The organism is Thermoanaerobacter ethanolicus JW 200 (genome assembly GCF_003722315.1).
Classification (GTDB): Bacteria; Bacillota; Thermoanaerobacteria; order Thermoanaerobacterales; family Thermoanaerobacteraceae; genus Thermoanaerobacter; species Thermoanaerobacter ethanolicus.
Window position 1 is genome coordinate 1,524,262 of sequence record NZ_CP033580.1, and the last position, 26,243, is coordinate 1,550,504.

The 26,243-nt window shown below is 34.7% G+C and carries 22 protein-coding genes, 1 tRNA gene, 1 other RNA gene and 3 pseudogenes; 24 read left to right on the forward strand and 3 right to left on the reverse strand.

Features of this window, described 5'->3' with window-relative positions:
• The first annotated feature begins 3 nt into the window (after positions 1–3).
• The 12 genes and pseudogenes from EB239_RS07525 to EB239_RS07585 all read left to right on the forward strand — a co-directional run.
• Complete coding sequence (locus EB239_RS07525; RefSeq protein ID WP_003869506.1) at positions 4–2,070, forward strand: HD family phosphohydrolase; 2,067 nt, start codon at positions 4–6, stop codon at positions 2,068–2,070.
• Entirely contained in the window at positions 2,067–2,546 is a 480-nt protein-coding gene (gene ybeY / locus EB239_RS07530) for an rRNA maturation RNase YbeY (RefSeq protein WP_003869505.1), read from the forward strand. The genes EB239_RS07525 and ybeY overlap by 4 nt, the downstream gene beginning before the upstream one ends.
• A 4-nt stretch (positions 2,547–2,550) precedes the next feature.
• Positions 2,551–3,249 carry a diacylglycerol kinase gene (locus EB239_RS07535; protein WP_003869504.1) on the forward strand — a complete coding sequence of 233 codons (699 nt, stop codon included), beginning with the start codon at positions 2,551–2,553 and terminating at the stop codon, positions 3,247–3,249.
• 11 nt (positions 3,250–3,260) lie between these two features.
• Entirely contained in the window at positions 3,261–4,169 is a 909-nt protein-coding gene (era, locus tag EB239_RS07540) for a GTPase Era (protein WP_003869503.1), read from the forward strand.
• A gap of 35 nt (positions 4,170–4,204) precedes the next feature.
• Positions 4,205–4,876, forward strand: a complete 672-nt coding sequence (gene deoC / locus EB239_RS07545) for a deoxyribose-phosphate aldolase (protein ID WP_003869502.1) — start codon at positions 4,205–4,207, stop codon at positions 4,874–4,876.
• 6 nt (positions 4,877–4,882) lie between these two features.
• Entirely contained in the window at positions 4,883–5,629 is a 747-nt protein-coding gene (gene recO / locus EB239_RS07550; protein ID WP_003869501.1) for a DNA repair protein RecO, read from the forward strand.
• 14 nt (positions 5,630–5,643) lie between these two features.
• Positions 5,644–6,054 carry a DUF4342 domain-containing protein gene (locus EB239_RS07555; RefSeq protein ID WP_003869500.1) on the forward strand — a complete coding sequence of 137 codons (411 nt, stop codon included), beginning with the start codon at positions 5,644–5,646 and terminating at the stop codon, positions 6,052–6,054.
• A gap of 109 nt (positions 6,055–6,163) precedes the next feature.
• The gene (locus EB239_RS07560) at positions 6,164–7,552 is read left to right on the forward strand and encodes a glycine--tRNA ligase (protein WP_003869499.1); all 1,389 of its coding nucleotides are present in this window, start codon (positions 6,164–6,166) and stop codon (positions 7,550–7,552) included.
• A gap of 191 nt (positions 7,553–7,743) precedes the next feature.
• Positions 7,744–8,385 carry a helix-turn-helix transcriptional regulator gene (locus EB239_RS07565; protein WP_003867910.1) on the forward strand — a complete coding sequence of 214 codons (642 nt, stop codon included), beginning with the start codon at positions 7,744–7,746 and terminating at the stop codon, positions 8,383–8,385.
• An 11-nt stretch (positions 8,386–8,396) separates the two neighbouring features.
• Positions 8,397–9,209: a pyruvate, water dikinase regulatory protein gene (locus EB239_RS07570; protein ID WP_003869498.1), complete on the forward strand. Its 813-nt coding sequence runs from the start codon at positions 8,397–8,399 to the stop codon at positions 9,207–9,209.
• Positions 9,206–11,839, forward strand: coding sequence for a pyruvate, phosphate dikinase (gene ppdK, locus EB239_RS07575; protein WP_003869497.1), 2,634 nt, complete (start codon positions 9,206–9,208; stop codon positions 11,837–11,839). Before EB239_RS07570 ends, ppdK begins: the two co-directional genes overlap by 4 nt.
• Before the next feature lie 461 nt (positions 11,840–12,300).
• Positions 12,301–12,957: pseudogene (locus tag EB239_RS07585) on the forward strand (reverse transcriptase domain-containing protein); the annotation flags it as partial.
• Positions 12,958–13,097: 140 nt separating this feature from the next.
• On the opposite strand, the pseudogene EB239_RS07590 reads toward EB239_RS07585, so the two are convergent.
• Positions 13,098–14,341, reverse strand: a pseudogene (locus tag EB239_RS07590) (IS110 family transposase).
• A 267-nt stretch (positions 14,342–14,608) separates the two neighbouring features.
• Between EB239_RS07590 and EB239_RS07595 the strand changes: the two are divergent.
• From EB239_RS07595 to EB239_RS07645, 11 genes and pseudogenes are all read left to right on the forward strand, one after another.
• A pseudogene (locus EB239_RS07595) lies at positions 14,609–15,376 on the forward strand (group II intron maturase-specific domain-containing protein); the annotation flags it as partial.
• 159 nt (positions 15,377–15,535) lie between these two features.
• Positions 15,536–16,087 (forward strand): HD domain-containing protein, encoded by a 552-nt coding sequence (locus EB239_RS07600; RefSeq protein WP_003869493.1) that lies wholly within the window; start codon positions 15,536–15,538, stop codon positions 16,085–16,087.
• Between the two features lie 9 nt (positions 16,088–16,096).
• Complete coding sequence (gene rnr / locus EB239_RS07605; protein WP_003869492.1) at positions 16,097–18,259, forward strand: ribonuclease R; 2,163 nt, start codon at positions 16,097–16,099, stop codon at positions 18,257–18,259.
• A gap of 109 nt (positions 18,260–18,368) precedes the next feature.
• On the forward strand, positions 18,369–18,839 hold the full coding sequence (gene smpB / locus EB239_RS07610) for an SsrA-binding protein SmpB (RefSeq protein WP_003867905.1): 471 nt from the start codon (positions 18,369–18,371) through the stop codon (positions 18,837–18,839).
• Between the two features lie 3 nt (positions 18,840–18,842).
• Positions 18,843–19,195: a transfer-messenger RNA gene (gene ssrA, locus EB239_RS07615) on the forward strand.
• Between the two features lie 11 nt (positions 19,196–19,206).
• A tRNA-Ala gene (locus tag EB239_RS07620) sits at positions 19,207–19,282 on the forward strand.
• 250 nt (positions 19,283–19,532) lie between these two features.
• Positions 19,533–20,225 (forward strand): DUF969 domain-containing protein, encoded by a 693-nt coding sequence (locus EB239_RS07625; RefSeq protein WP_003869491.1) that lies wholly within the window; start codon positions 19,533–19,535, stop codon positions 20,223–20,225.
• Between the two features lie 25 nt (positions 20,226–20,250).
• Complete coding sequence (locus EB239_RS07630; RefSeq protein WP_003869490.1) at positions 20,251–21,207, forward strand: DUF979 domain-containing protein; 957 nt, start codon at positions 20,251–20,253, stop codon at positions 21,205–21,207.
• A 26-nt stretch (positions 21,208–21,233) separates the two neighbouring features.
• A complete protein-coding gene (gene pcp, locus EB239_RS07635) occupies positions 21,234–21,845 on the forward strand; it encodes a pyroglutamyl-peptidase I (RefSeq protein ID WP_019907597.1) in 612 nt (203 codons plus the stop codon).
• Positions 21,846–21,878: 33 nt separating this feature from the next.
• A complete protein-coding gene (locus EB239_RS07640) occupies positions 21,879–22,118 on the forward strand; it encodes a gamma-glutamylcyclotransferase family protein (RefSeq protein WP_082413705.1) in 240 nt (79 codons plus the stop codon).
• Between the two features lie 195 nt (positions 22,119–22,313).
• The gene (locus tag EB239_RS07645) at positions 22,314–23,000 is read left to right on the forward strand and encodes a Crp/Fnr family transcriptional regulator (RefSeq protein ID WP_003869488.1); all 687 of its coding nucleotides are present in this window, start codon (positions 22,314–22,316) and stop codon (positions 22,998–23,000) included.
• Between the two features lie 361 nt (positions 23,001–23,361).
• Here EB239_RS07645 and EB239_RS07650 read toward each other — a convergent pair whose 3' ends face one another.
• Entirely contained in the window at positions 23,362–23,868 is a 507-nt protein-coding gene (locus EB239_RS07650; RefSeq protein WP_003869487.1) for a type 1 glutamine amidotransferase domain-containing protein, read from the reverse strand.
• 69 nt (positions 23,869–23,937) lie between these two features.
• Positions 23,938–24,318: a LysR family transcriptional regulator gene (locus EB239_RS07655; RefSeq protein ID WP_003869486.1), complete on the reverse strand. Its 381-nt coding sequence runs from the start codon at positions 24,316–24,318 to the stop codon at positions 23,938–23,940.
• A gap of 103 nt (positions 24,319–24,421) precedes the next feature.
• On the opposite strand from EB239_RS07655, the gene EB239_RS07660 reads away from it, so the two are divergent.
• The gene (locus tag EB239_RS07660; RefSeq protein WP_003869485.1) at positions 24,422–26,242 is read left to right on the forward strand and encodes an NAD(P)/FAD-dependent oxidoreductase; all 1,821 of its coding nucleotides are present in this window, start codon (positions 24,422–24,424) and stop codon (positions 26,240–26,242) included.
• Position 26,243: the final 1 nt, after the last annotated feature.

Sequence of the window (26,243 nt, forward strand, 5' to 3'; positions counted from 1 at the left end):
TCCATGAAAAAACTGGACAAACATATAAAAAATATAATTAAAAATGAGCAATTGATAATCATTTTTTTTGTTATTTTTTATTTTGTTTCTTCCTATGCCTTAGTTTATACTAGTGTAACGCCTCCAAAATTTGACTTAAAAGCTGGGGACGTAGCTACTCAAGACATAAAAGCTCCTAAAGATGTAGTAGATGTAGTTGCTACTCAAAAGAAAATAGAGGAAGCAGTAAATGCGGTAAATCCCAAATATGATTATAATGAAAATATTGCCAAAGAATCTTATCTTAAGCTGGTTGATTTTTTTAATAAATTGAGAGATGTACGCAAATCTTCAGAAACAGAAGAAAAGAAATTGCAGGACTTTAAAGCTGTAAGTCCCATAGGTTTAGAAGATAATGACGTGGCTTTGCTTTTAAAAATAGATGATAATACCCTTATAAACATGGAATCGGTGGTATTATCGACAGAAAAAGCAATTATGGCAAGGCAGATTACAGAAGATGCTTTGCCTACTGTTTTAAACGATGCCAAGAGTGTTGTAGAAAGTTCTGATATTTCTGAAGAAGTAAAACCAGTAGCTGTTAAGATTTTATCTTCTGTTATTGTTCCTAATATGATATATAATGCCTATGAGACAAACCTTGCTAAAAAAGAAGCAGAGGAAAGAGTACAGCCGGTTATGTATAAAAAAGGACAAAATATCGTAGTCAGTGGAGAAGTGGTGACACAACAACAAATTGAGGTTTTGAAATCTTTAGGTCTCTTAAAAGGTAGCAGTAAGATTGACTATGGAATGATAATAGGCTTATTTTTGATTTTAGGCTTGTCACTTTTTTTATCAGTGTATTATATTATAAAATTGGACAAAAAGATTACTACAAAAAAAATGTACATTGAATTGTTGTGCTTAACAGGTATTTTTTATCTTTTATTAGCTGTTGCCTTTAAAGAGATTGAACCGCTTTTAATTCCTGCTGCTACTTTGCCTATGCTAATTTCTGTTTTAATAGATCCTTATATTGCTATTATGATTGACATAATTTATTCTCTTTTAGTAGGCTTAATGGTTGGTTTTAACCAAGAATTTATTTTTATGTCATTGCTAGGGGGATTGATTGGTGCAGTAAAACTTTCTCATTCTAAGCAACGTTTAGATTTTGTAAAAGCGGGTCTTTACGTCAGTGGGGTAAATCTTGTAAGTATTGTAGGAATAGGGCTTTTAAATAGCAATGATATAATTTCTGTATTAAAAAGCAGTTTATGGGGAATTGTCAGTGGAACTTTTAGTATAATTTTGGTTATTGGTACTTTGCCTTTTTGGGAAACAGCTTTTGATATCTTAACTCCTTTAAAACTTTTAGAGCTGTCAAATCCAAATAATCCGCTTCTTAAAAAACTTATAATGGATGCTCCTGGGACTTATCACCACAGCATGGTAGTAGCAAATCTCGCAGAAGCTGCTTCTGATGCTATTGGAGCGAACAGTTTGTTAGTTAGAGTGGGGGCTTATTACCATGATATAGGTAAAATTAAAAGACCTTATTTTTTCAAAGAGAACCAGCTTTCAGGAGAAAATTTGCATGACAAAATTTCTCCTGATTTAAGTACATTAGTAATAATTTCCCATGTAAAAGATGGGGTGGAATTAGCTAAAAAGTATAAACTTCCTCAACAAGTCATTGATTTGATAAAAGAACACCATGGTACTTCCTTAGTGAAATACTTTTATACTAAGGCTTTACAAAATGAAGAGGAATCTTGCGAAGAAGAATCTTTTAGATATCCAGGTCCAAAACCTTCTACCAAAGAGTCTGCCATTTTGATGTTGGCAGATTCTGTAGAAGCAGCTGTGAGGTCTATTCCTGAACCTACTGAGGAAAATATAAAGAATATGATTGAAAAAATCATGGCAGATAGATTAAATGATGGTCAGTTGGAAGATAGCGATTTAACTTTAAAAGATATTAAAACTATAAAAAATTCTTTTTTGACTGCTTTAACTGGTATGTTTCATAAAAGAATTGAGTATCCTGATATTGAACCAAATCAAAATAAAGAGGTGTTAGAATGAACATTTTGATAGACAACAGACAAGATAAAGTTGATGCAATAAATTTGGAAGAATTGGTGGAAAAAGTTATAAAAACAGTATTAGAGGTAGAAGAGGTTATTGATAATGTTGAAGTAAGTGTGTCCTTTGTGGATAATGAGGAAATTAGAAAATTAAATAAATATTATAGGGGCATAGATAAGCCGACAGATGTTTTGTCATTTCCTTTAGCAGAGTTTGAAGAGACTTATGGGGAAGTTGAGAAAATAGAGGAAGATTCAGAAGAGGTACAGCCAATAGGAGATATAGTTATTTCTTTAGAAAAAGCATTAGAGCAGTCAATAGAATATGGACATTCCTTTGAAAGAGAAGTAGCTTATTTAACAGCTCACAGCATGTTGCATCTTTTGGGTTATGACCATGAAACTGAAGAAGAAAGAAAAATTATGAGGGAAAAAGAAGAGGAAGTTATGGCAAGGCTTAATATTGGGCGGTGATTTTGTGAAATCGAGAAATTTAATTGACAGCTTTAATTATGCGATAGATGGCATTTTACATGCTTTTAAAACCCAAAGAAACATGAAGATTCACTTTGCCATAGCAATATTGGTATTATTCTTTTGCCTTTTTTTGGACCTTTCCAGGGTAGAATTTGTGGTAATTTTATTTACAATTTCTTTAGTTTTAATTTCTGAAATGATAAATACGGCTATTGAAACCACAATTGACATGATGGTTAAAAATTATAATCCTTTGGCTAAGGTTGCGAAAAATGTAGCTGCAGGAGCAGTTCTTATATCCGCGATAAATGCCATTCTTGTAGCTTATTTAATATTTTTTGATAGAGTAAATCCTTGGACAAAAATAATTTTATTAAAGCTTAGAGAGTCACCCATTCATATCACAGTTATAAGTCTTTTAGTTGTAGTGTTTTTGACTGTAATTTTAAAGGTGCATTTTAAAGAAGGAACTCCTATGAGGGGAGGAATGCCCAGCGCTCATAGTGCTATTGCTTTTGCTACTGCGACAGCTATAACTTTTATGACAGCAAATGCTTTTATTGCCACTTTAGGTTTTTTACTTGCTCTTATGGTGGCTGAAAGCAGAGTAGAAGGTAAAATCCACTCTTTTTCTCAGGTATTTTTTGGAGGTTTATTTGGGATATTGATTACAGTGTTGATTTTTCAAATAATCAAATAAGGAGTGATGATATGGGCCATAAAGCTGGTTTTGTAGCATTAGTTGGTAGAACTAATGTAGGTAAATCTACTCTTTTAAATGCAATTTTACAAGAGAAGATTGCTATTACTTCTCCCAAACCCCAAACTACTCGAAATACCATTCATGGGATTTTGACAACAGATGAATACCAGGTTATTTTTGTTGACACTCCTGGCATTCATAAACCTAAATCTAAATTAAGCGAATTTATGATTGAGGTAGCTAAAAGAACATTGAAAGAAGTTGACCTTATTTTGTATATGATAGAACCAGATACGGAAGTAGGACCTGGAGATAGATACATAATCGAACATTTAAAAGAAGTAGATACACCTGTCATACTTGTAGTCAACAAAATAGATTTGGTGCCTGAGGAAAGAGTAGAAGAGACTATAAAAATTTTTAAAGAGCAATATGAGTTTAAAGATGTAGTAGCTATTTCTGCTATTGAAAATAAAAATATAGATTTGTTAAAAGAAAAAATTGTATCACTTTTGCCAGAAGGCCCCAAATATTATTTGGATGATTATATAACAGATCAGCCCGAAAAATTAATAGTGGCAGAAATAATTCGAGAGAAGATGTTACACTTTTTAGAGGAAGAAGTACCTCACGGTGTTTATGTGGAAGTAGAATCTATTAAAGAGAGGGAAGATAAAGATATAATAGACATTGAAGCATATATTTACTGTGAGAAAGAGTCCCACAAAGGAATTATTATAGGCAAAAATGGGCAAATGCTAAAAAAGATAGGTCAAAGTGCGCGACTTGATTTAGAAGAATTTTATGGAAAACAGGTTTTTCTTGACCTATGGGTAAAGACGAGGAAGGGGTGGAGAGACAATACAACGTTACTTAAAAAATTAGGATATGCCATTGACAAGAAAACTTACGAATAGTAAAGTATTTAGTGAAAACAAAAGGAGGTTATATTATGAACATAGCAAAAATGATTGACCACACTTTATTAAAACCAAATGCGACAAAAAGCGAGATAGAAAAGCTTTGTAATGAGGCAAAAGAGTATGGATTTGCTTCTGTCTGCATAAACCCCTGCTTTGTAGACCTTGCCTATAGTATGTTAAAAGATACAGATGTTAAAGTTTGCACAGTGATAGGTTTTCCATTAGGTGCAAATACTATCGAAACCAAAGTATTTGAAGCAGTTGAAGCGGTTAAAAAAGGTGCGACAGAAGTTGACATGGTATTAAATATAAGCATGTTGAAGAGTGGAGATTACGACTATGTAAAAAAAGAAATTGAAGAAGTTGTGAAAGCGGTAAAATCCTATGGAGATATAGTTGTAAAAGTAATTTTAGAAACCTGCTATCTCACTGATGAAGAAAAGGTAAAAGCATGTCAGATCACAAAAGAAGCAGGTGCTGATTTTGTTAAGACTTCTACTGGTTTTGGGCCAGGTGGAGCGACGGTAGAGGATGTAAAATTAATGAGACAGGCAGTTGGTGAAAACTTTGGTGTTAAAGCCTCTGGCGGTGTAAGAACTGCTGAAGATGCTAAGGCGATGATTGAAGCAGGAGCTAATCGCATTGGGGCAAGTGCAGGCGTTAAGATTGTGGAGGAATGGAATAAACTAAAAATGAGTTGATAAAAAATGCGCTTGTTAAAAACAGAAGCAATAGTATTAAAAAACAATTTAATAGGTGAAACAGACAAAATAGCCACCCTTTTTACTAAAAGCTATGGCAAACTCCAGGCAGTGGCAAAAGGGGCAAGGCGATCAAAGAGCCGATTTGTGAATGCAATAAGGCCTTTTGTTGTTGCCAATTATGTTATTTTTGAGGGGCAAAATTATTACTATATTGACCAATGGGAGTTAATCGAAGCTCATAAAAATATAGAAAAAGACTTAGCTAAATTTTCTGTAGCTTCGTATATTGCCGAAACTATAAACAAAATTTTAGAGGAAAATCAAAAAAGCGAGAGGCTGTATCTGTTTTTAAAACATTCTTTAAAAGCAGTTGACGAGCTACAAATAGACCCTTTAATTTTTATTTCTTCTTATAACTTAAAATTAGTTTCTTTATTGGGATATATGCCTCAACTTGATAATTGTGTTGTCTGTGGAAAAAGAGAGAATTTAAAATATTTTTCTAATTCCTGCGGGGGTGCAGTGTGTATAAACTGCAAAAATAAATGTTTTGACGCCAAGCCATTACATGAAGTAACATTAAAAGCTATAAAGTATTTTCTTAAAGGAGATTATGACAAGCTTCAAAATATTAAAGTTTCAGGAGTTATAAAAGAAGAAGTGGATAAAATAATAACAGCCTATATGAAAGAACATCTTGAAATAGAGTTTAAATCAAAAGATTTTATTGACAAGTTACAAAATATGTGAAAGGAGGGTTTAACGTGTTAGATGAAGAATTAGAAAAAATAGATATGATAGTAGAGAGAATGGGAGTAAGTTATAAAGAAGCAAAAGAAGCATTAGAAAAGTCAGGTGGCAGTGTTGTAGACGCATTGATATATATAGAAGAGAATAGAAAAAGTTGGACTGAGACCTTTACAGTCGCAGGTTCAGAAGTTATGGAAAAAATAAAAGAATTAATTAAAAAAGGTAATGTTACAAAAATAAGAATAAAAAAAGACGATAAAGTTCTTTTGGAGATTCCTGTAACTGCAGGTGCTATTTCTGCAGTTATCATTCCTCAGTTGACGTTAGTGGGAGCGGCAGTAGCGCTTTTAGCTAATTGCACAATTGAAGTTGAAAAACATGATAAAAGCGTAACCGTATTAAAAGAAGAAAAGAAAAAAGATTGACAGAAACTTGTCTCTTTGGTATTCTTAAATAAGTAACGTCAAAAACCTTTCTTCCCAAAAGGGATGAAGGGTTTTTGTATAATTGCGAGAGAAAAAGGAGTGTTATTAAATGTCACAAGCAGTCACAATGGATAAAATAGTTGCCCTTGCAAAAAACAGAGGGTTTGTTTTTCCGGGGTCTGAAATATATGGAGGACTTGCTAATACTTGGGATTATGGACCTCTGGGAGTAGAACTTAAAAACAATATTAAGAGGATGTGGTGGAAAAGATTTATTCAACAAAGTCCTTATAACGTAGGAATTGATACTGCAATTTTGATGAATCCAGAAGTGTGGGTTGCATCAGGTCATGTTAGCAGTTTTAGCGATCCTTTAATGGACTGTAAAGAGTGCAAATCAAGATTTAGAGCTGACCAATTGATTGAAGACTACATTAAAGAAAAGGAATTAAATATTTCTATTGAAGGTTGGACAAATGAACAATTGATGGAATTTATAAAAGAGCATAAAGTGCCCTGTCCAAAATGTGGTGCCTATAATTTTACCGATATTAGGAAGTTTAATCTCATGTTTAAAACCTATCAAGGTGTTACAGAAGATTCTAAATCAGAAGTGTATTTGCGACCTGAAACCGCACAAGGAATTTTTGTGAACTTTAAAAACGTTCAAAGGACAACTCGTAAGAAAATACCTTTTGGAATAGGGCAAATTGGTAAATCTTTTAGAAATGAAATTACTCCTGGTAATTTCATATTCAGAACGAGAGAATTTGAACAGATGGAATTAGAATTTTTCTGTAAACCGGGAGAAGATATGGAATGGTTTAGTTACTGGAGAAAATATTGCATGGATTGGCTTTTAGAATTCGGCTTAAAAGAAGAAAACTTAAGATTTAGAGACCATAAAAAAGAAGAATTGTCTCATTATAGTACTGCTACCACAGACATAGAATATAATTTTCCCTTTGGATGGGGAGAGTTGTGGGGAATAGCTAATAGAACAGATTTTGATTTAAGGCAACACATGGAACATTCTGGAGTTGACCTGTCTTATATGGACCCTGTAACAGGAGAAAAGTACATACCATATTGCATTGAGCCTTCTGTTGGGGTAGATAGGTTAATGTTGGCATTTTTAATAGATGCCTATGAAGAAGAAGAGTTAGAAGATGGAGAAACTAGAGTGGTTTTAAGGCTTCATCCTGCTCTTGCTCCCATTAAGGCAGCAGTGCTTCCATTATCCAAGAAATTATCAGAAAATGCCTATAAGCTTTATGACCAGTTGAGAAATAAATTCGTAGTAGATTACGATGAGACAGGAAGCATAGGTAAAAGGTATAGAAGACAGGATGAGATAGGCACGCCTTTCTGTATTACTTATGACTTTGATTCGGAAAATGACCATTGTGTAACCATAAGAGATAGAGATACTATGCAACAAGTGAGAATAAAAATTGAAGAAGTAGAGAAATATCTTGAAGAAAGGTTAAATTTTTAAGGGAATCAGGCTTTTTAACTGATTTCCTTGATTTTTTATGTTGCAATAATTTGTGATATAATAGGAAGGAAACGAAAAAGAAAGTTGGTTATCTTATAAAGTTGTGATATAATTATACTAAAGTGATAAACCGATAGAAAACGTTTATGAAACGACAGAGGAAAGTATAAATTGTCAAAAACTTTAAAGGGGTGATAAAGATTCAACTGACAAACCGCCAGCATATAATTATTGACATTGTCAAGAAACATCAACCCATTACAGGGGAACAAATAGCTGAGAAATTAAATGTCACAAGAGCGACTTTAAGACCGGATTTGGCAATATTAACTATGTCTGGGATCTTAGAGGCGAGGCCAAAAGTGGGATATTTTTATACAGGAAAATCACCCCTCAGTTTAGTAGAAGATTATATAAAGAGCATAAAAGTAAAAGATATCAAGTCTTTACCTGTAGTGGTAGAGGAAAGTACATCAGTGTATGATGCCATTGTAACACTTTTTTTAAAAGATGTCGGGACAATTTTTGTACAGGATGGAGGATTTTTAACCGGCGCTGTTTCAAGAAAAGACTTTTTAAAAATCGCAATAGGCAACACTGATATTTATAAGGTCCCGGTGGGAATAATTATGACCCGTATGCCTAACATAGTTACAACTTATGATGATGAGCCTGTGTATAATGCTGCTGTTAAAATTATAGAGCACGAAGTAGACAGTCTTCCTGTAGTTGAGCCTGTAGTGGGAAGTGATGGAAAACAAGGATACAAAGTGACAGGAAGGATTTCAAAGACCAACATTACTAAATTGTTTGTAAAGCTTGGGGAAGGTTAGGGGGATTTTTAATGGAAGAAGGAGTATCAATTTACTTGGTTTCAGATTCTAATGTAGACACAGCAGAAAACATTGCGAGTATTGCTGCTGCCCACTTTGATACTTTTATAGAAAAAATAAAAAAATATTCTTATGTTGGAGATAAAAATCAAATAGAAGAGATTATCATGGAGGCAGCTAATGATGCAAATAGCATAATAATCCATACTATGGTGGTCCCGGAATTAAAAGATTATCTTCTTAAAAAAGCACAGAAATTTGGCATAAAAATAGTAGATGTAATGGGACCAGTGATAAATGCTATTGAAGATAGTACTGGTATATCCCCCCATACCAATTTAGCAAAAAATAATAAAGAAGATTATTTGAAAAAAATCGAAGTAATAGAATTTGCCGTAAAATATGATGATGGTAAAGATGCAATGGGTATACTATTGGCCGATGTAGTTGTTATAGGGGTTTCTAGAACATCCAAAACTCCTTTATGCATGTATCTTGCTCATAAATACATAAAAGCTGCTAATTTACCCTTAGTGCCAGAAATTGAACCACCTCAAGAATTATTTGAAATCAACCCTAAAAAAATATTTGGGTTAACTATAGACCCTGAAGTTTTGGTAAAAATAAGGAAAGAGAGATTAAAATCTCTTGGCCTTGATGCTAATGCCATATACGCTACTGAAGAAAGAGTTAAAAAAGAGATAAAATATGCTGAGGAGGTGATGAAGAGATTAGGGTGTACTGTAATCGATGTTACAAATAAAGCTGTAGAAGAAACAGCTAATGTTATATTAAACGTATTAAAAGGAGGAGAGATTTCATGAGTAAAAAGTATGTGTATTTATTTAGTGAAGGCGATGCTTCAATGAGAGACCTCTTAGGAGGAAAAGGCGCAAATCTTGCTGAAATGACGAAGTTGGGTTTACCTGTTCCCCAAGGATTTACAGTCACCACTGAGGCTTGTACAAGGTACTATCAAGATGGTAAGACTATAGCTCCAGAAATTGTTGAACAAATCTATGAATATATGGCTAAATTAGAAGAAATTACAGGTAAAAAATTTGGAGACCCAACAAATCCTTTATTAGTATCTGTAAGGTCTGGCGCGAGAGTTTCAATGCCAGGTATGATGGATACTATTTTAAACCTTGGTTTAAATGACGAAACAGTAGAAGGCCTTGCTAAAGCTACAAACAATGAAAGATTTGCCTATGACAGCTATAGAAGATTTATTCAAATGTTCTCAGATGTTGTAATGGGAATTGACAAGAATAAATTTGAAGCTATTTTAGATGAAGTAAAAGAGGAAAATGGTGCAAAATTTGATACAGATTTAACAGCTGAAAACCTCAAAGAGGTAGTAAAAAGATTTAAAGAACTTTATAAAAAAGAAATGGGAGTAGACTTCCCACAAGATCCAAAAGAACAACTTCTGGAAGCTGTAAAAGCAGTATTTAGGTCTTGGGATAATCCAAGGGCTATAGTGTACAGAAGACTTAACGACATACCAAGTGATTGGGGTACAGCAGTAAATGTCCAATCAATGGTATTTGGCAACATGGGTAATGATTCAGGTACAGGTGTTGCTTTCACAAGGAATCCCGCGACTGGTGAAAAGGCTTTATTTGGCGAATTCTTGATGAATGCTCAAGGTGAAGACGTTGTTGCAGGTATTAGAACGCCTCAACCAATTTCAACTTTGAAAGAGACTATGCCAGAAGTTTATAACCAATTTGCAGAAATTGCTGAGAAATTGGAGAAACACTACAAAGACATGCAGGACATAGAGTTTACTATTGAAAAAGGTAAACTCTACATGCTACAGACAAGAAACGGAAAGAGAACTGCTCAAGCAGCTTTGAAAGTAGCTGTAGACTTAGTGGCTGAAGGTTTAATAGATGAAAAAACAGCAGTCTTAAGAGTAGATCCAAAGCAATTAGATCAGTTATTGCATCCAACCTTTGAACCAAATGCGTTGAAAGCTGCTAAGCCTGTTGCAAAAGGTTTACCTGCTTCTCCTGGTGCTGCATCAGGAAAAGTATATTTTACTGCTGATGAAGCAATAGAAGCTGCGAAATCAAGAGGAGAGAGAGTAATTCTTGTAAGAACAGAGACATCTCCAGATGACATTGAAGGTATGTCTGTAGCACAAGGAATACTTACAACTCGTGGTGGTATGACATCTCACGCAGCTGTTGTTGCAAGAGGTATGGGTACAGCTTGCGTAGTAGGTTGTGGCGATGCAAAGATAGACGAGCAAGCAAAAGTAATGAGAATTGGCGATATAGAAGTTCATGAGGGAGACTACATATCTATAGATGGTAGCACAGGCAATGTTTACATTGGTGAAATAAAGACTGTTACACCTGAGCTAACTGGAGATTTTGCAACTCTCATGAGCTGGGCAGACAAATATAGAAAATTAAAAGTAAAAACTAATGCAGATATACCAAGAGATGCAAAAGTTGCAGTTCAGTTTGGTGCTGAAGGAATAGGCCTTTGCAGGACAGAGCATATGTTCTTTGATGAAGATAGAATTCCTGCTATGAGAGAAATGATTGTCTCAAAGACAGAAGAACAAAGAAGAAAAGCTTTAGAAAAACTATTGCCTATGCAAAGGTCAGACTTTGAAGGTTTGTTTGAAGTTATGGGTGAATTCCCTGTTACTATACGCCTTTTAGATCCACCATTGCATGAATTCTTACCTCATACAGATGAAGAAATTAAAGAACTTGCAGAAAACATGGGGATAACTTTTGAAGAGCTAAAAGCAACAGTAGAAAGCTTAAAAGAGTTTAACCCAATGTTAGGTCATAGAGGCTGTAGATTAGCTATAACCTATCCAGAAATTGCTGAAATGCAGACAAGAGCTATTATAGAGGCTGCTATAAACGTAAAGAAGAAAACAGGCAAAGACGTAAAACCGCAGATTATGATACCACTTGTAGGTGAACTTAAAGAGCTTAAATACCTCAAAGACATAATAGTAAAAGTAGCTGACGAAGTTATAAAACAAAACAATGTTGAAATAAAATACCTTGTAGGAACAATGATAGAGGTACCAAGAGCAGCTCTTACAGCTGACCAAATTGCTAAGGAAGCAGAATTCTTCTCCTTTGGTACTAATGACTTAACTCAGATGACTTTCGGTTTCTCAAGGGATGACGCTGGCAAATTCCTTGAAACTTATTATGAAAAGAAGATATATGAATTTGATCCATTTGCTAAGCTTGACCAAGAGGGTGTTGGCAAGTTAGTAGAAATGGGTACTAAGCTTGGAAGGCAGACAAGACCTGACCTTGAAGTAGGTATATGTGGTGAACACGGTGGAGACCCATCTTCTATTGAGTTCTGCCACAAAGTAGGTCTTGATTATGTCTCCTGCTCACCATACAGAGTCCCTATTGCAAGACTGGCTGCTGCTCAGGCGGCAATAAAATACGATAATAAATAATTAATTTCAAAGGCAGCAAATCAAATTTGCTGCCTTTGTACGTGCGCCCGGCATGGGCGATAACTAGGCGGTGAAAGTCCGCTGTGGGCTTGGTAGTGGGAACCACTAGCCAAGAGCAAGGGTGTCCATCGTGAGGTGGAATCTGAAGGAAGCTTAAGGCAAAATCTCGGTCTGATGAACAAGAACCAGATAAGAGGCTGAATTGGGATGGATGAGTTTGCGTAACAAAACGAAGTCCAACACTACCCGAATCCCATACAGTAAATCTGGCAGATATATGAGATGAAAGTTATCGTTCTTACCCGGGGAGGTCTCAAGGATAAGTCATGGAAGTAAAATCTGAAGTGACAACCCATGCAGTGATGTATGGCTGAACCTTGAGAAGTCAGCAGAGGTCATAGTACTTATCTAGACAATAATAGATAAGGAAGGACCGAACGTTAGGAGGTTTTGGAAATCTTATGGACTCGAAAGATATGCAGAGACTGCAGACAACTCAACCAAGAGGCTATCCGTTGAATAGAGAAATGGAATTTCAAAAGACAACGGAAGTGCATAGTATATCATCGGCGTCGGAAGATGGAAGAAACGAGGTACAAAGATATACCGGCAAGATGCTTGAAATGATAGTAGAACGAGGGAACATGGAAGCAGCATACAAGCGCGTTGTTGCAAATAAAGGAAGCCATGGAGTCGATGGGATGGGAGTAGATGAACTTCTACCGTATCTCAAAGAAAACTGGGCAACCATAAAACAACAACTGCTGGAGGGGAAATACAAACCACAACCAGTGCGAAGAGTAGAAATTCCCAAACCTGATGGAGGAAAAAGACTACTAGGAATACCTACAGTACTAGACAGACTAATACAACAAGCAATAGCCCAAATACTAAATAAAGTCTACAACCATACATTTTCTGATAGCAGTTATGGATTCAGACCAGGACGCAGTGCAAAAGACGCAATAAAAGCCGCAGAAGCATACATAAATGAAGGATACACATGGGTTGTAGATATGGACTTAGAAAAGTTCTTTGACAGAGTAAACCACGACGTAATAATGTCCAAACTAGAAAAGCGGATAGGGGACAAAAGAGTACTAAAGTTAACACGAAAATAGACTATCTAAAAGGAGAATTTTGAACATTGACAACTGCATAGGCTTAAACATCCAGCCAGAAAAAAGGTAATAAATATTAAACCAATGCTTTAAAAGCATCAGCTGGGAATTTTTGTAAAGTTATCTAATTATACTACTTAAATTTGGGACACTGTTACTTCTAAACCCAACTTGCGAGCTTCGTTAATAATCCGTTTAACGCGAATTATTTCCTGTTTCTTTCGCACTTCATCGAAAATTCTTTCATCATAGTCAGTGTTATTTTTAAGCATAGTATAAATGATAACTAATATTTTCCTGGCAAGTGCTACTACCGCTTTTTTTGTACCACGGCGCTGCTTTACTTTCCAATACCATGTGGCAAGATATGAATCCCTTATGCGGGTTATACTCCATGCTACTTCACACAGTATCCTCTTTATATAAGTGTTTCCTTTTGTTACTCGAGTGGACTTTTTTTTCCCGCACTTTCATTATTACCGGGACTTAATCCTGCCCATGAGCAAATGTGCTCTGCAGTCTTGAATTTATCCATATCTGTACCTATTTCAGCAATTATTGCAGCAGCTGCCGTTACATCTATGCCAGGTATTCCATCTAGCTGTTCAATCTGTCTCTTGTATTTTTCAATCTCAGCATTAATACTCTCTTCTATCTCATAAAGATGTTTATACGTTTCATCTAAATGATTGAGTAAAAGCTTTAAAAATTCTCTTTGATGCTTATTCATTCTACCATTAATTGATAGCTTTATGTCTTCTATTTTACTGCGTGCTCTCCCTCTTACATAATTTTCAACTTCTTTAGCTGTTATACTTCCATGCTCTGCTATATGGTCTATTATCGCTCTACCTGATACGCCAAATATATCTGTCAAAAAATTTGAAAGCTTAAATCCACAGCTTTGTAAATGCTTCTCTATACGATTTTTTTGAGAAGATATCTCTTCAATTATGCTTTTGCGATATCTCGTAAGGTTGCGTAATTCTCGAATTTCTTGCGGAGGAATAAAGCTTCCACTTAAAAGACCAGCTCTTAATAAAGTAGCAATCCATTCTGCATCTTTCATATCAGTTTTTTTACCGGGTACATTCTTCATATGTTTTGCATTAGCTACTATGATTGATATGTTACCATCAAAAGCACTTTCGAGTACGTTATATACGGGTTGCCAGTATATCCCTGTACTCTCCATGGCAACATGATGACAGTTTTCTGTTTCAAGCCATGTTTTTAATTCTTCAAGGTCTTTTAATAAAGTGGAAAATGTTCTTATCGTTTTTTCCGGCTTTTCATCATTGACAGAACCTTTAAGCAAACAAGCCACTATTGTTTCTTTGTGAACATCTAGTCCACAGCAAACTTCTAGTAAATCCTGCATTTTCTTCACTCCTGTTAAATTTATTACAGGGTTGATTACCTGAGAAAAATAAGAAACTTAACACCCGTGCTGTTCCCATATTGCCTTAATATGGGGCGACAATTGGTTGTGCTCAAAGGTAATCAAGTTAGGTTAATTCACGAGGTATTAATCCATCAGCATTAAATCAACCTTTGACCCTGTTAATTTTAGTTTACCAAAAAACTAGTTTCTTGCAACTTGAAAATTTATTTTCATCTATGGTTGTGCTTTGTTAAGCATGGAGGGTTAATACGAAGATACTTAGAATCAGGAGTAATGATAAACGGAATCAAAATATCAACAGAAGAAGGGACACCCCAAGGAGGGCCATTAAGTCCCCTATTAGCAAACATAATGTTGGACGAACTAGACAAAGAACTTGAGAAACGAGGGCATAAATTCTGCCGATATGCAGATGACTGCAACATATATGTAAAAAGCAGGTCTGCAGGAAACAGAGTAATGAAGAGCATAAAGAAATTCATAGAAAGCAAATTAAAACTAAAAGTCAACGAAGCAAAAAGTGCTGTAGATAGACCATGGAGAAGAAAATTTCTTGGATTTTCATTCTATACAAAAGAAAACGAAGTAAGAATAAGAATCCATGAAAAATCCATCAAAAGGTTTAAGGAAAAAGTAAGAGAAATAACCAATCGGAACAAGGGAATAAGCATGGAAAACAGAATAAAAAGACTAAATCAAATAACAACAGGATGGGTCAACTATTTTGGATTAGCAGACGCGAAAAGCATAATGAAAACCCTTGACGAATGGATAAGGCGAAGACTAAGGGCATGTATATGGAAACAATGGAAGAAGATAAAAACGAAGCATGATAACTTAGTAAAACTAGGAGTAGAAGAACAAAAAGCCTGGGAATACGCCAATACAAGGAAAGGCTACTGGAGAATATCCAATAGCCCAATCCTAAATAAGACTCTTACAAATAAATACTTTGAAAGCATAGGTTATAAGAGTTTATCCCAAAGATATCTAATTGTACACAATTCCTAATGAACCGCCGTATACCGAACGGTACGTACGGTGGTGTGAGAGGACGCTGAATAAAATAATTATTCAGCTCCTACTCGATATTTAAGATTATTGTTTTTTGACCATTCATGTTATAATATTAAGTAAAATTGGTAACTTTAATAGTAGGAGGAGAGTTAAATGGATAGAAACACGGCCTTAGCGCTTGTCAAAGAATATGTGTCAGATGAGACTTTAATAAATCACATGATAGCTACAGGTGCTATAATGGGAGGTTTAGCTGAAAGATTAGGACAAGATGTTGAAAGATGGGTAGTTACAGGGATATTACATGACATAGACTACCAAGAAACTAAGGATAATCCAGAGCTGCACAGTATAAGGGGGGGAGAAATTTTAAGAGAGCATGGTCTTGATGAGGAAATAGTACATGCAGTTATGGCACATAATGAAATTCATGGCATTGAGAGGATAACTCTTCTTGACAAAGCTCTTTTTGCCGTTGACCCTTTATCAGGTTTAATTACTGCAACAGCTTATGTGATGCCTTCTAAAAAATTGGAGGAGGTGCAAGTAAAATCATTAAAGAAAAAGTTTAAAGATAAGACTTTTGCTAAAGGAGCAAATCGCGACCAAATCAAAACTTGTGAAGAATTTGGAATTTCTTTAGACGAATTTTTAGAGATTGCCCTTAATGAAATGAAAAAAATCGCACCACAGATAGGATTGTGAGGAATGGGAATGAATGTGAAGGAAAAACTTTTAGAATTAATGAATGAAGAAGATTATAAGCCTTCTAAAATAGAGGAAATAATGAAAATATTAGGGATAGACTATAGTCAAAAAAGCATTTTAGAAAAAATATTAAAAGAGATGGAAAAAGAAGGACTTGTTTTTAAAACAAAACGAGGTAAATATGCTCTTCCTGAAAGATTAGATTTGGTCAAAGGTAAGATTGAATTTCATTCAAGAGGCTATGGCTTTTTAATTCCCGAAGATAGCAATATAAAGGACATATTCATACCTGTAAGCGGCATGAACGGTGCAATGCATGATGACACTGTTTTGGTAAGAGTTACAAAAAGGGTGGATGGAAAGAGTGAAGAGGGAGAAGTTGTAAAAATTCTCAAAAGGGCAAATACAACTATTGTTGGAACTTACGAAAAAAGTAAAAATTTTGGCTTTGTAGTACCAGACAACAAAAAGATCCATCAAGATATATTTATTCCTAAAGGAGAAGATAAAGGCGCCAAAACAGGCATGAAAGTTGTAGCCAGAATTACTAAATGGCCTGAAGGAAGGCGAAGTCCTGAAGGGGAGATTATAGAAATATTAGGGTATAAAGGAGACCCTGGTATAGATGTAATGTCCATTATAAGGGAATATGATATTCCTGAAATTTTTCCTAAAGAGGTTTTAAAGGAAACAGAAGAGATATCGACAGAAATTCCTGAAGAAGAAAAAAAGAGAAGAATTGATTTGACTAACTTAAACTTTGTCACAATTGATGGAGAAGATGCAAAAGATTTAGACGACGCAGTATGTGTACAAAAACTTTCAGAGGAAAATTATCTTTTATATGTGAGTATTGCAGATGTGAGCCACTACGTAAAAGAAGGTTCTCATTTAGATAAAGAAGCATTAAAGAGAGGATGTAGTGTATATTTCATTGATAGAGTAATACCAATGTTACCTCCTAAGTTATCTAATGGTATTTGCAGTTTAAATCCGCAGGAAGAAAGACTGACTCTCACTGTTAAAATGAAAATAAACTCTCAAGGAGAAGTTGTAGACCATGAAATTTTTGAAAGCATTATAAAGAGCAAAGAGAGAATGACATATACGAATGTTTACAAACTCTTAGAAGAAAATGATGAAGAATTAAAAAAGAGGTATCAGTATCTATTGGAAGATTTTAAACTAATGAAAGAGCTAGCTCTTGTTTTGCTAGAGAAGAGGAAAAGAAGAGGCAGTGTAGATTTTGATTTTCCTGAAGCTAAAGTAATAGTAGACGAGAAAGGTAAGCCAATAGATATTGTAAAAGTTGAAAGAAATATAGCTCACAGGATAATTGAAGAATTTATGTTAGCAGCTAATGAAACGGTAGCGGAGCACATGCATTGGTTAAATGTACCTTTTGTTTATAGAATTCATGAACATCCGGATATAGAAAAGCTGATTGCTTTTAATAAGTTTATTCACAATTTGGGGTATCATATAAAAGGAATTGAAGGAGGACAAATACATCCGAAGTCTTTGCAAGAATTAATAAGACAAGTGAGAGGAAAGAGTGAGCAAAGAGTTGTAGAAACTTTGCTTTTAAGGTCTTTAAAAAGAGCAAGATACAGTCCAGAAGACATTGGCCATTATGCTTTGGCGACCCAATATTATACTCACTTTACTTCCCCCATAAGGCGATATCCTGACCTTATAATTCACAGGATAATCAAAGAATACATAAATGGAAAATTAACAAAAAAAAGGCAACGCCATTACAACAGAATTTTAAATGACATTGCTTTAAAATCTTCTGAGAGAGAAAGAGCAGCAGAAGCTGCAGAAAGAGAAATAGAAGAATTAAAGAAAGTAGAGTACATGGCAGATAGAATAGGGAATGTTTATAAAGGGATAATTTCCAACGTGACAAATTACGGATTTTTTGTAGAACTTGACAACACTGTGGAAGGGTTAGTAGATGTTGCTTCATTGGAGGATGACTATTACCATTTTGATCCAGAAAGATATGTTTTAATTGGTGAAAAGAGCAAAAAAGTTTACTCTATAGGTAAAGAGGTTTATGTAAAAGTTGTTCATGTAGATGTGGATAGGAGAGAAATAGACTTTGTTTTAGCAGAAGAAGAAAAAGATAATTTAGAGATTGGCTTAACCGAGCATAAAAGCTGAAACATATATTGACACTATTTAAAAATGTGTTATAATATAATAGCGATGAGGGTGCCCTATTTGTGACACACAAGTAGGGCAATTTTCTCCTAAAGAGGGTGTTTAAAATTTGGCGAAGGAAGAAATTAAAATAATCGCTCAAAACAAAAAAGCTTACCATGATTACTTCATTGAAGAGACTTATGAAGCAGGAATAGTGCTTAGTGGAACTGAAGTTAAATCTATTAGGATGGGGAAAGTCAATTTAAAAGATAGCTTTGCAAGAGTTGAAAACAACGAAGTTTATCTTTATAATATGCATATAAGTCCTTATGAAAAAGGCAATATATTTAATAAAGACCCCTTAAGGACTAGAAAATTACTTCTCAATAGACATGAGATTAATAAACTAATTGGTTATGTGACACGGAAGGGTTACACTTTAATTCCTACAAAGCTTTATTTAAAGCGAGGCCTTGTCAAAGTCGAATTAGCTGTAGCGAGAGGTAAAAAACTCTACGATAAGAGAGAAGATATTGCGAGAAGAGATGCAAAAAGAGAATTAGAAAAGCACTTTAAAGAAAAACAATTAGGCATATAACATGGGGGTGTACTGGTTTCGACGGGGGCAGTCGAGGTAAAAGTAGCGAGCCGAGTTGTCCGCCAGCTCGTAAAAATGGTGGAGTAAAAATAAACGCAGACAGAGAATTAGCTTACGCTGCCTAATTTAAGGTAGCCGTCCAACCTGAAATGCCCACGTTTCAGGATTGGGCGTCAAAAAAGTGGGGAACTGGTTTTGCTCAGGCTTCGGGGCAAAACCGGAACTTATGAAGCTACCGAGGCGGTTATCCTGTCGCTGGGAGAACCGCTGAGGGAAAGTTAAAACAGCGACTGCGCTCGGAGAAGCTTTTACTGTGACGCCTTCGGACCGGGGTTCGACTCCCCGCACCTCCACCAAAAATAAATATGGGGCTGTAGCTCAGTTGGGAGAGCGCCACAATGGCATTGTGGAAGTCGTGGGTTCAAGTCCCATCAGCTCCACCAGAAAATACTGAAAAATAGATGCACTTAGGGTTCATTTGCCTAAGTGCTTTTCTTTTTTACTACAAAATTGTTGTAATGGCCTAAAAAGATATAAAAGTTTATACATAAGTGTCATAGTAAAAATAGGATTTACAGGATTTATAAATAATTATGACTAAAAATTTATAAAATTGTAGCCGTGGCCACAGTTTTATTTATGTATTGTGATATAATTACAAAAAAATAAATCCATTTTAAAGGGGGATAGTTTATGATTAAGTTAATTGGTATTTTAATCATTATTGTGGGATTTATCTTGAAGCTCGATACTTTAGCAGTGGTTTTAATTGCTGGTATTGTGACTGGCCTGGTGGCAGGGGTACCTTTTCCTAAAATTGTAGAAATTTTAGGAAAAGCTTTTGTAGACAACAGATACATGTCTATATTTATTATCTCATTGCCTGTAATTGGAATACTTGAAAGGTATGGTCTCCGTGAAAGGGCTGCATATGTAATAGGAAAAATAAAAGCAGCTACAGTGGGAAAAGTAACTGCTTTATATTTAGTACTTAGGACATTGGCAGCGATGTTCGGCTTAAGGATTGGGGGACATGTACAATTTATACGACCTTTGATATTACCTATGGCAGAAGGGGCAGCAATGAATAGATATGGCGAAATAAAAAGCGAAGACCATGAAAGGATTAAGGGCTTAGAAGCTGCAGTAGAAAACTATGGTAATTTCTTTGGGCAGAATGCTTTTGTTGCAGCAGGAGGTGTTTTGCTAATTGTTGGTGTATTAAAAGAATTAAACTATACTGTAGAAGCTTTAGATATCGCAAAAGCGTCAATACCTATCGCGTTAATAATAATGGTAGTTGGTACTTTGCAGTTTTTCTATTATGACAGAAAATTTGACCAAAAGTATGGGATAAGAACGAGGTCCAAAAAAGAAAATAGGTAAAATGCTTAGGAAGGAGGAGTATTGAATGCTTAAGGATTCTTTAACTGAAATCCTATACATTATGATGGGCATAGTTTCTTTTTACTCAGCGTATGCTACACTAAAAGAAAAAAATCATCCTTCAAAAATCCCTACTGCTTTATTTTGGGGGTTATTAGGAATAATTTTTACATTTAGTCGAATAGGCTTATTGTGGGGTAATAAAAACATTTATATACCTGATATATATACAGGATACATGGTTATTGTATTGACTCTATTATCTGCATTTCGATTAGTCAAAATTGGAAAATTTGACGAATCAACCTCAGAATTTAAAGAACAAATGTCACAAAAAATTGGCAATCTAATTTTTGTTCCAGCTTTGGCTCTTGGCATAGTTACATTTATTGTTGCTCAAATATGGACAAAACAACTTGGCTCTCTTGTTGCATTTTGGATATCAACTGTAGTAGCTGCAATTTTAGCATTGGTGATTACAAAAGGGAAAGTTAAAGAAATGGCTGATGATGGTAGAAGATTACTTGAAGTAGTAGGACCTATAAGCATTTTACCGCAACTTCTTGCTGCTTTAGGAGCCGTTTTCACAGTTGCAGGTGTAGGTGAAGTAATAGCAAGTGGGATAAAGACAATTATTCCTCAGGGTAATATACTTTTAGGGGTAATTGCTTATTGTGTAGGAATGGCTCTATTTACAATGATAATGGGCAATGCTTTTGCAGCATTTGCGGTTATTACAGCAGGAATTGGAATTCCTTTTGTAATAGCTCAAGGAGGGAATCCGGTGATAGTAGCGGCTTTAGGTATGACAGCAGGATATTGTGGAACTTTAATGACACCAATGGCAGCAAATTTTAACATAGTTCCGACTGCAATATTGGAAATGGAAGATAAGAAATATGGAGTTATAAAATATCAAGTTCCTGTAGCTATTGCCATGCTCATTATTCACATAGTACTAATGTATTTTTGGGCGTTTTAATATTTTTATGAAAGGGTGATATGATAATGAAAATACTCGTAACAGCTTTTGATCCTTTTGGGGGGGAAAATATTAATCCTTCTTATGAAGTATTAAAAAACTTGAAAGATAATATAGAAGGTGCGGAGATAATTAAGATTCAAGTTCCTACTGTTTTTTATCTTTCTGTTGAGAAAGCAATAGAAAAAATAAAGGAAGTTAAGCCGGATGCAGTTCTAAGTATTGGACAGGCTGGCGGACGATATGATATAACTGTTGAAAGAATAGCGATTAATATTGATGATGCTAGAATTCCAGATAATATAGGGCAACAACCAATTGATACCCCGATTGACCCTGAAGGTGCTCCAGCTTATTTTGCTACTATTCCCATAAAAGAGATAGTAGAAGAGATAAAAAAAGAAAATATACCGGCATCAATTTCTAATACAGCAGGTACGTTTGTGTGCAATCATTTAATGTATGGAATTCTCAATTATGTTCACAATAACAGATTAAATATTAAAGCAGGCTTTATTCACATACCTTATTTGCCAGTGCAAGTTTTGAATAAGCCTTATACTCCTTCCATGTCTTTAGGGGATATGGTTAAAGCTATAGAAACTGCTATAAAAGTAATTGCAAAAAAAAGTAGATAGCAGTTATTTAGAAGAAATAAAAAAATTATTTGTATATGGGGAGAGATTATTACTTTCTATGATGATGGCAGCGTTTTGCCAAGTATTGATGAATTAGAGTCGTATTTTGGAGATAATCATGAAATTATGTATCTGAGAGAAAAAAGAGAAGTGTTTTATGAGGATGGCAAGAAAGAAGATGTAGATATTTATGTATATAAAAAGGACATAAAAAACGAGCCTCATATTTATATTGCAACGGGTGATTGGAGGGTATTTTTACTAAATAGATGAAACTATTTTAGGCATGGGGATTTTATGCTCCATGCTTTTTTGATATAAAAGATCAAAATATAGAAATATAATTTTGAAAATAGTATAATAAATTTTAAGGTTGACTTTTTTAATTAAACATATTGTAAAAATAGTAAAATTGTTGGTGCAATTTTTATTGTTTCAAACAGGAGAGAAGTGGGGAGCTGAAAGGGGATGACTATAAGTTCGGTATATAATGAAATGTTTGATATAAATCGACAGAAAGATATGAGAAAATTTTTCCTTAATATAGCTATACAGGGATATAAAAAGAGTTTTTTGAAAAATGAAACTATAACAATTAATTATAACAAACCATATATTGCCATAATAACAAAAGGGTTGATAAAGCAATTTATTTCAAATAAAAATGGAAAGATAAAAGTTCTTTATTTGCTGCAACCAGGGGAAATATTTGGAGAATTTTCCTATTTAGGAGGAGGATTTGATTTAATTGAAGGTCAAGCTATAAAAGATAGTGAAATATCTATTATTTTTGAAGATAAATTAAGTTCTATTCTGGAAACAAATCCTGATATGTATAAATATATTGCTCATAGCATGAGCAGAAAATTTAGAATTGTTACTATGCAGATGAGCGATTTGATTTTCAAAGATTCAATGGGAAGACTGTGCGATTTTCTAATTAGATTATTCTATCAACAAGGCAAGAAGATAAAAAAAGGTTATATAATAGATATTCCTTTAACCCATGAGAATATTGCCAATTTAATAGGATGTGATAGAGTAACGGTTACAAAAGGACTAAATAAGTTAAAAAAAGAAGGTTTAATTGAGATAGATGGAAAAAAGATTATAATAAAAGACCTTCGCTACCTTGAAAATTATGCGGATTCATAACATTTAAGCATGATATAATAAATAACAACCCCGCCTTAAGTGGCGGGGTTACAGACTGTAGACAAACTTTCGTAAAGGAGATATTTTGCATAAGGAACGACTTGTGACAAAGCGGCAACAAAACTTAGCGAGACCAAGGGTGGAGGCAGGGCCGTAGCCACGGATGGCGGAGGCGGGCACTAAGACAAGGATGTCGAATGTGCCCGGTACCCTGCCGGAACCCGAAGATCGAGTTTAGTTTTGTCGCTTTGGAACATCGGAGTGACGATGCAAAATATCTCCTTTGAATATTTTTTAACTTTGTCAACAAACTGCAACCCCGCCTTAAGTGGCGGGGTTAGTAATTTGTGAAACATATAGTTCACTTAACCTTTTCAATTATGGCTTTTACAAAAGCTACCAAATCATTTGGAGTTCTGGAGGTTATTAAATTTCCATCTACAACTACTTCTTCATCTACATACTGGGCTCCTGCATTTATTAAGTCATCTTTTATTGAGAAAAAGCTTGTCACTCTTTTTCCTTTTAAATTGCAAGCGGAAGCCATAATCCAGGGGCCGTGGCAAATAGCCGCTATGGGCTTTTGCAGTTTGTCCATTTCTTTGACAAAATTAATAGTGTCATTACATCTCCTCATGTAATCAGGTGAATAACCTCCAGGGACTATTACTGCATCATAATCTTTGGCTTTTACATCTTTTGAAGCATGGGTGCTTTTCATTGGATATCCATGTTTTCCTGTATATACTTTGTCTTTTTCTGGACCTATTAAATGTACTTCATATCCTTCTTCTTTAAGTCTATAGTATGGATATAGTAGTTCTGGTTCTTCATACATATTCTCAATTAATATAGCAATTTTTTTCATAAGAATTCACCTCTTAGGATTTTTATGGTTAATATTATTGTAACATTTATGGCAACTTATGTCAAGAAATTAAAATTGTGAAGGGAATTCTTTAAGGTAAGACAGGAATTCATTAAATAAAGGGAAGGGGTATTTGTCTTTGTTTCCCACTGTTGTACTTGCCCCAATGCGAAGCTTTCCGGCTTTTAAGTTTGAAATATCTAAAAGAGTACTTTGGGCTTCCTCAACTAAAGAAGATATTCTTTTAGCGTATTCTTTTAAAACTTCTCCTGCATATGTCAACAAAAGTTTTTTGCTCATTCTTTCAAATAATTTTACATTTAGTTCCTGTTCTAATTCAGAGATTGTTTGGCTTATTGAAGGCTGTGTCATATAAAGCTTTTTTGCTGCTTTTGACATGCTGCCACTTTCGCAAACTGTCAAAAAAATTTTCAGTTGCCTTAAATTCATATTAACCACCTCATAAGTTTTCACTTATATGTTGTATAAAATTATATTATTTTACTTATGTCAATGCAAGTTTTAAAATATAACTATGAAAGAGGTGGTCAATGTGTTATTAAAAGAAGGGAAAATAGGGAATATTAAGTTAAAAAATAGGATAATTATGTTGCCTACTGTTACAAATTTATCAAATGAGGGTTTTGTAAGCGAAAGAGAAGTAGAATATTATAAAAGAAGATCAAAAGGTGTCTCATTGGTCATTGTGGGTGCAAGCTATGTAAATAAGCTGGGGAAATTCTTTGTAAATCAAATAGGAATAGATGATGACGACAAAATACAGGGACTTAGAAAATTATCGGAGGTAATTCACCAAAATGGGGCACAAGCTGCTATTCAGCTTGCAATGCACAATCCAAAATACAAGCCATCAGATTTTACAAAACAACAGATACAGGGCTTTGTACAAGATTTTGTAAGTGGAGCAATAAGGGCGAAAAAGGCTGGTTTTGATGCTGTGGAGTTGCACTTTGCCCATGGTTGGTTTGTAAATCAATTTTTATCGCCTGATACAAACAAAAGGACTGACGAATACGGAGGAAATTTTGAAGGAAGGACAAAGTTTGCACTTGATATATTGCGAGGAGTTAAAAAAGCTCTTCCGGATATGACAGTAATTTGCAGGATTAATGGCAGTGATTTTACAGATGGAGGCTTTTCAATCGAAGAGAGTGTAAGATTCGCAAAACTGTTAGAATACCATGGTGCTGATGCTTTAGATATATCGGGAGGTGTGTCTTCCACATCGGAATACCATATCTCTCCTATGGGAATTGGAGATAAGCCTTTAATTGGAATTGCAAAGAGGATAAAGGAAAATATAACTATACCTGTTATAGCGGTTGATAAGCTCGGCAGTGTTTATGATTGGGAAAAAATTTTAGAGGATGGCATAGCTGATTTTATAGGGATAGCTCGTGGTCTCATAGGAGATCCGGATTTGGCAGAAAAGTTGATAAAAGGACAAGAAGAAGATATAAGGTATTGCATTCACTGCAATCAGGCGTGTATTGCATACATTCAAAAAGGACTTTCTGTTTCTTGCATGATTAATCCAGAGGTAGGAAGAGAAAAAGAATTTGAAGTAAAGACCGATAAACCATTAAATATAGCTGTAATTGGCGGCGGGCCAGCAGGCATGTCTGCGGCCAAATATCTCGCAAAAAAAGGCCATAACGTTACTTTGTTTGAAAAAGAAAATAAACTTGGTGGACAACTAAATGTAGCAAAAGTGCCTCCTTATAAACAAGAGATAGGAAAAGTTATTGAATATCTGGAAAATGATTTAAAGAAATACAATGTCAAAGTACATTTAAATAAAAAAATAAGTTTACAGGAAATAAAAGAAATGCCTTATGATAAAATTGTCATTGCTACAGGCTCAAAGCCAGCTAAAATCAATTTGGATGCGGATATAAATCCTTATACGGCTATTGAGGTGTTAGAAGGAAATATTCCAAAAGGAAGAGATATTGCAATAATTGGTGGAGGCCTTACTGGACTTGAAACAGCCGAATACCTTGCTGAAAAAGGGAAAAAAGTGACAGTTTTAGAAATGAAAGAAGAAGTTGGCGAAGGGATATACCCAATGGTTAAAAAACTGATTTTAAATAGATTAAAAGAACTTAAAGTTGATATAATCACAAATGCTTTAATAAAAGAAATATCTGGGGGGAAACTCATGTATACTTCCAAGGACACATATAAAGTAGTCAAAGTGGAGGATGTAGTTTTAGCAGTTGGAAATTTACCTGATACTGAATTTGAGGAACTAAAAAATGAGAACAGATATTATTTCATTGGTGACTGCAAAACTGTTGCTTCTGCAGTAGAAGCGATAAGGGATGGAGCAGAGCTTTCACTCATTATATAGA

Excerpts from the sequence above, each read along its gene's own strand:
- EB239_RS07560 (WP_003869499.1), top strand. The coding sequence starts at position 6,164 with ATGTCACAAGCAGTCACAATGGATAAAATAGTTGCCCTTGCAAAAAAC.
- EB239_RS07625 (WP_003869491.1), top strand. The coding sequence starts at position 19,533 with ATGATTAAGTTAATTGGTATTTTAATCATTATTGTGGGATTTATCTTG.
- era (WP_003869503.1), top strand. The coding sequence starts at position 3,261 with ATGGGCCATAAAGCTGGTTTTGTAGCATTAGTTGGTAGAACTAATGTA.
- deoC (WP_003869502.1), top strand. The coding sequence starts at position 4,205 with ATGAACATAGCAAAAATGATTGACCACACTTTATTAAAACCAAATGCG.
- EB239_RS07630 (WP_003869490.1), top strand. The coding sequence starts at position 20,251 with ATGCTTAAGGATTCTTTAACTGAAATCCTATACATTATGATGGGCATA.
- rnr (WP_003869492.1), top strand. The coding sequence starts at position 16,097 with ATGAATGTGAAGGAAAAACTTTTAGAATTAATGAATGAAGAAGATTAT.
- recO (WP_003869501.1), top strand. The coding sequence starts at position 4,883 with ATGCGCTTGTTAAAAACAGAAGCAATAGTATTAAAAAACAATTTAATA.
- EB239_RS07600 (WP_003869493.1), top strand. The coding sequence starts at position 15,536 with ATGGATAGAAACACGGCCTTAGCGCTTGTCAAAGAATATGTGTCAGAT.
- ppdK (WP_003869497.1), top strand. The coding sequence starts at position 9,206 with ATGAGTAAAAAGTATGTGTATTTATTTAGTGAAGGCGATGCTTCAATG.
- EB239_RS07525 (WP_003869506.1), top strand. The coding sequence starts at position 4 with ATGAAAAAACTGGACAAACATATAAAAAATATAATTAAAAATGAGCAA.
- EB239_RS07645 (WP_003869488.1), top strand. The coding sequence starts at position 22,314 with ATGACTATAAGTTCGGTATATAATGAAATGTTTGATATAAATCGACAG.
- pcp (WP_019907597.1), top strand. The coding sequence starts at position 21,234 with ATGAAAATACTCGTAACAGCTTTTGATCCTTTTGGGGGGGAAAATATT.
- EB239_RS07655 (WP_003869486.1), bottom strand. The coding sequence starts at position 24,318 with ATGAATTTAAGGCAACTGAAAATTTTTTTGACAGTTTGCGAAAGTGGC.
- EB239_RS07570 (WP_003869498.1), top strand. The coding sequence starts at position 8,397 with ATGGAAGAAGGAGTATCAATTTACTTGGTTTCAGATTCTAATGTAGAC.
- EB239_RS07650 (WP_003869487.1), bottom strand. The coding sequence starts at position 23,868 with ATGAAAAAAATTGCTATATTAATTGAGAATATGTATGAAGAACCAGAA.
- ybeY (WP_003869505.1), top strand. The coding sequence starts at position 2,067 with ATGAACATTTTGATAGACAACAGACAAGATAAAGTTGATGCAATAAAT.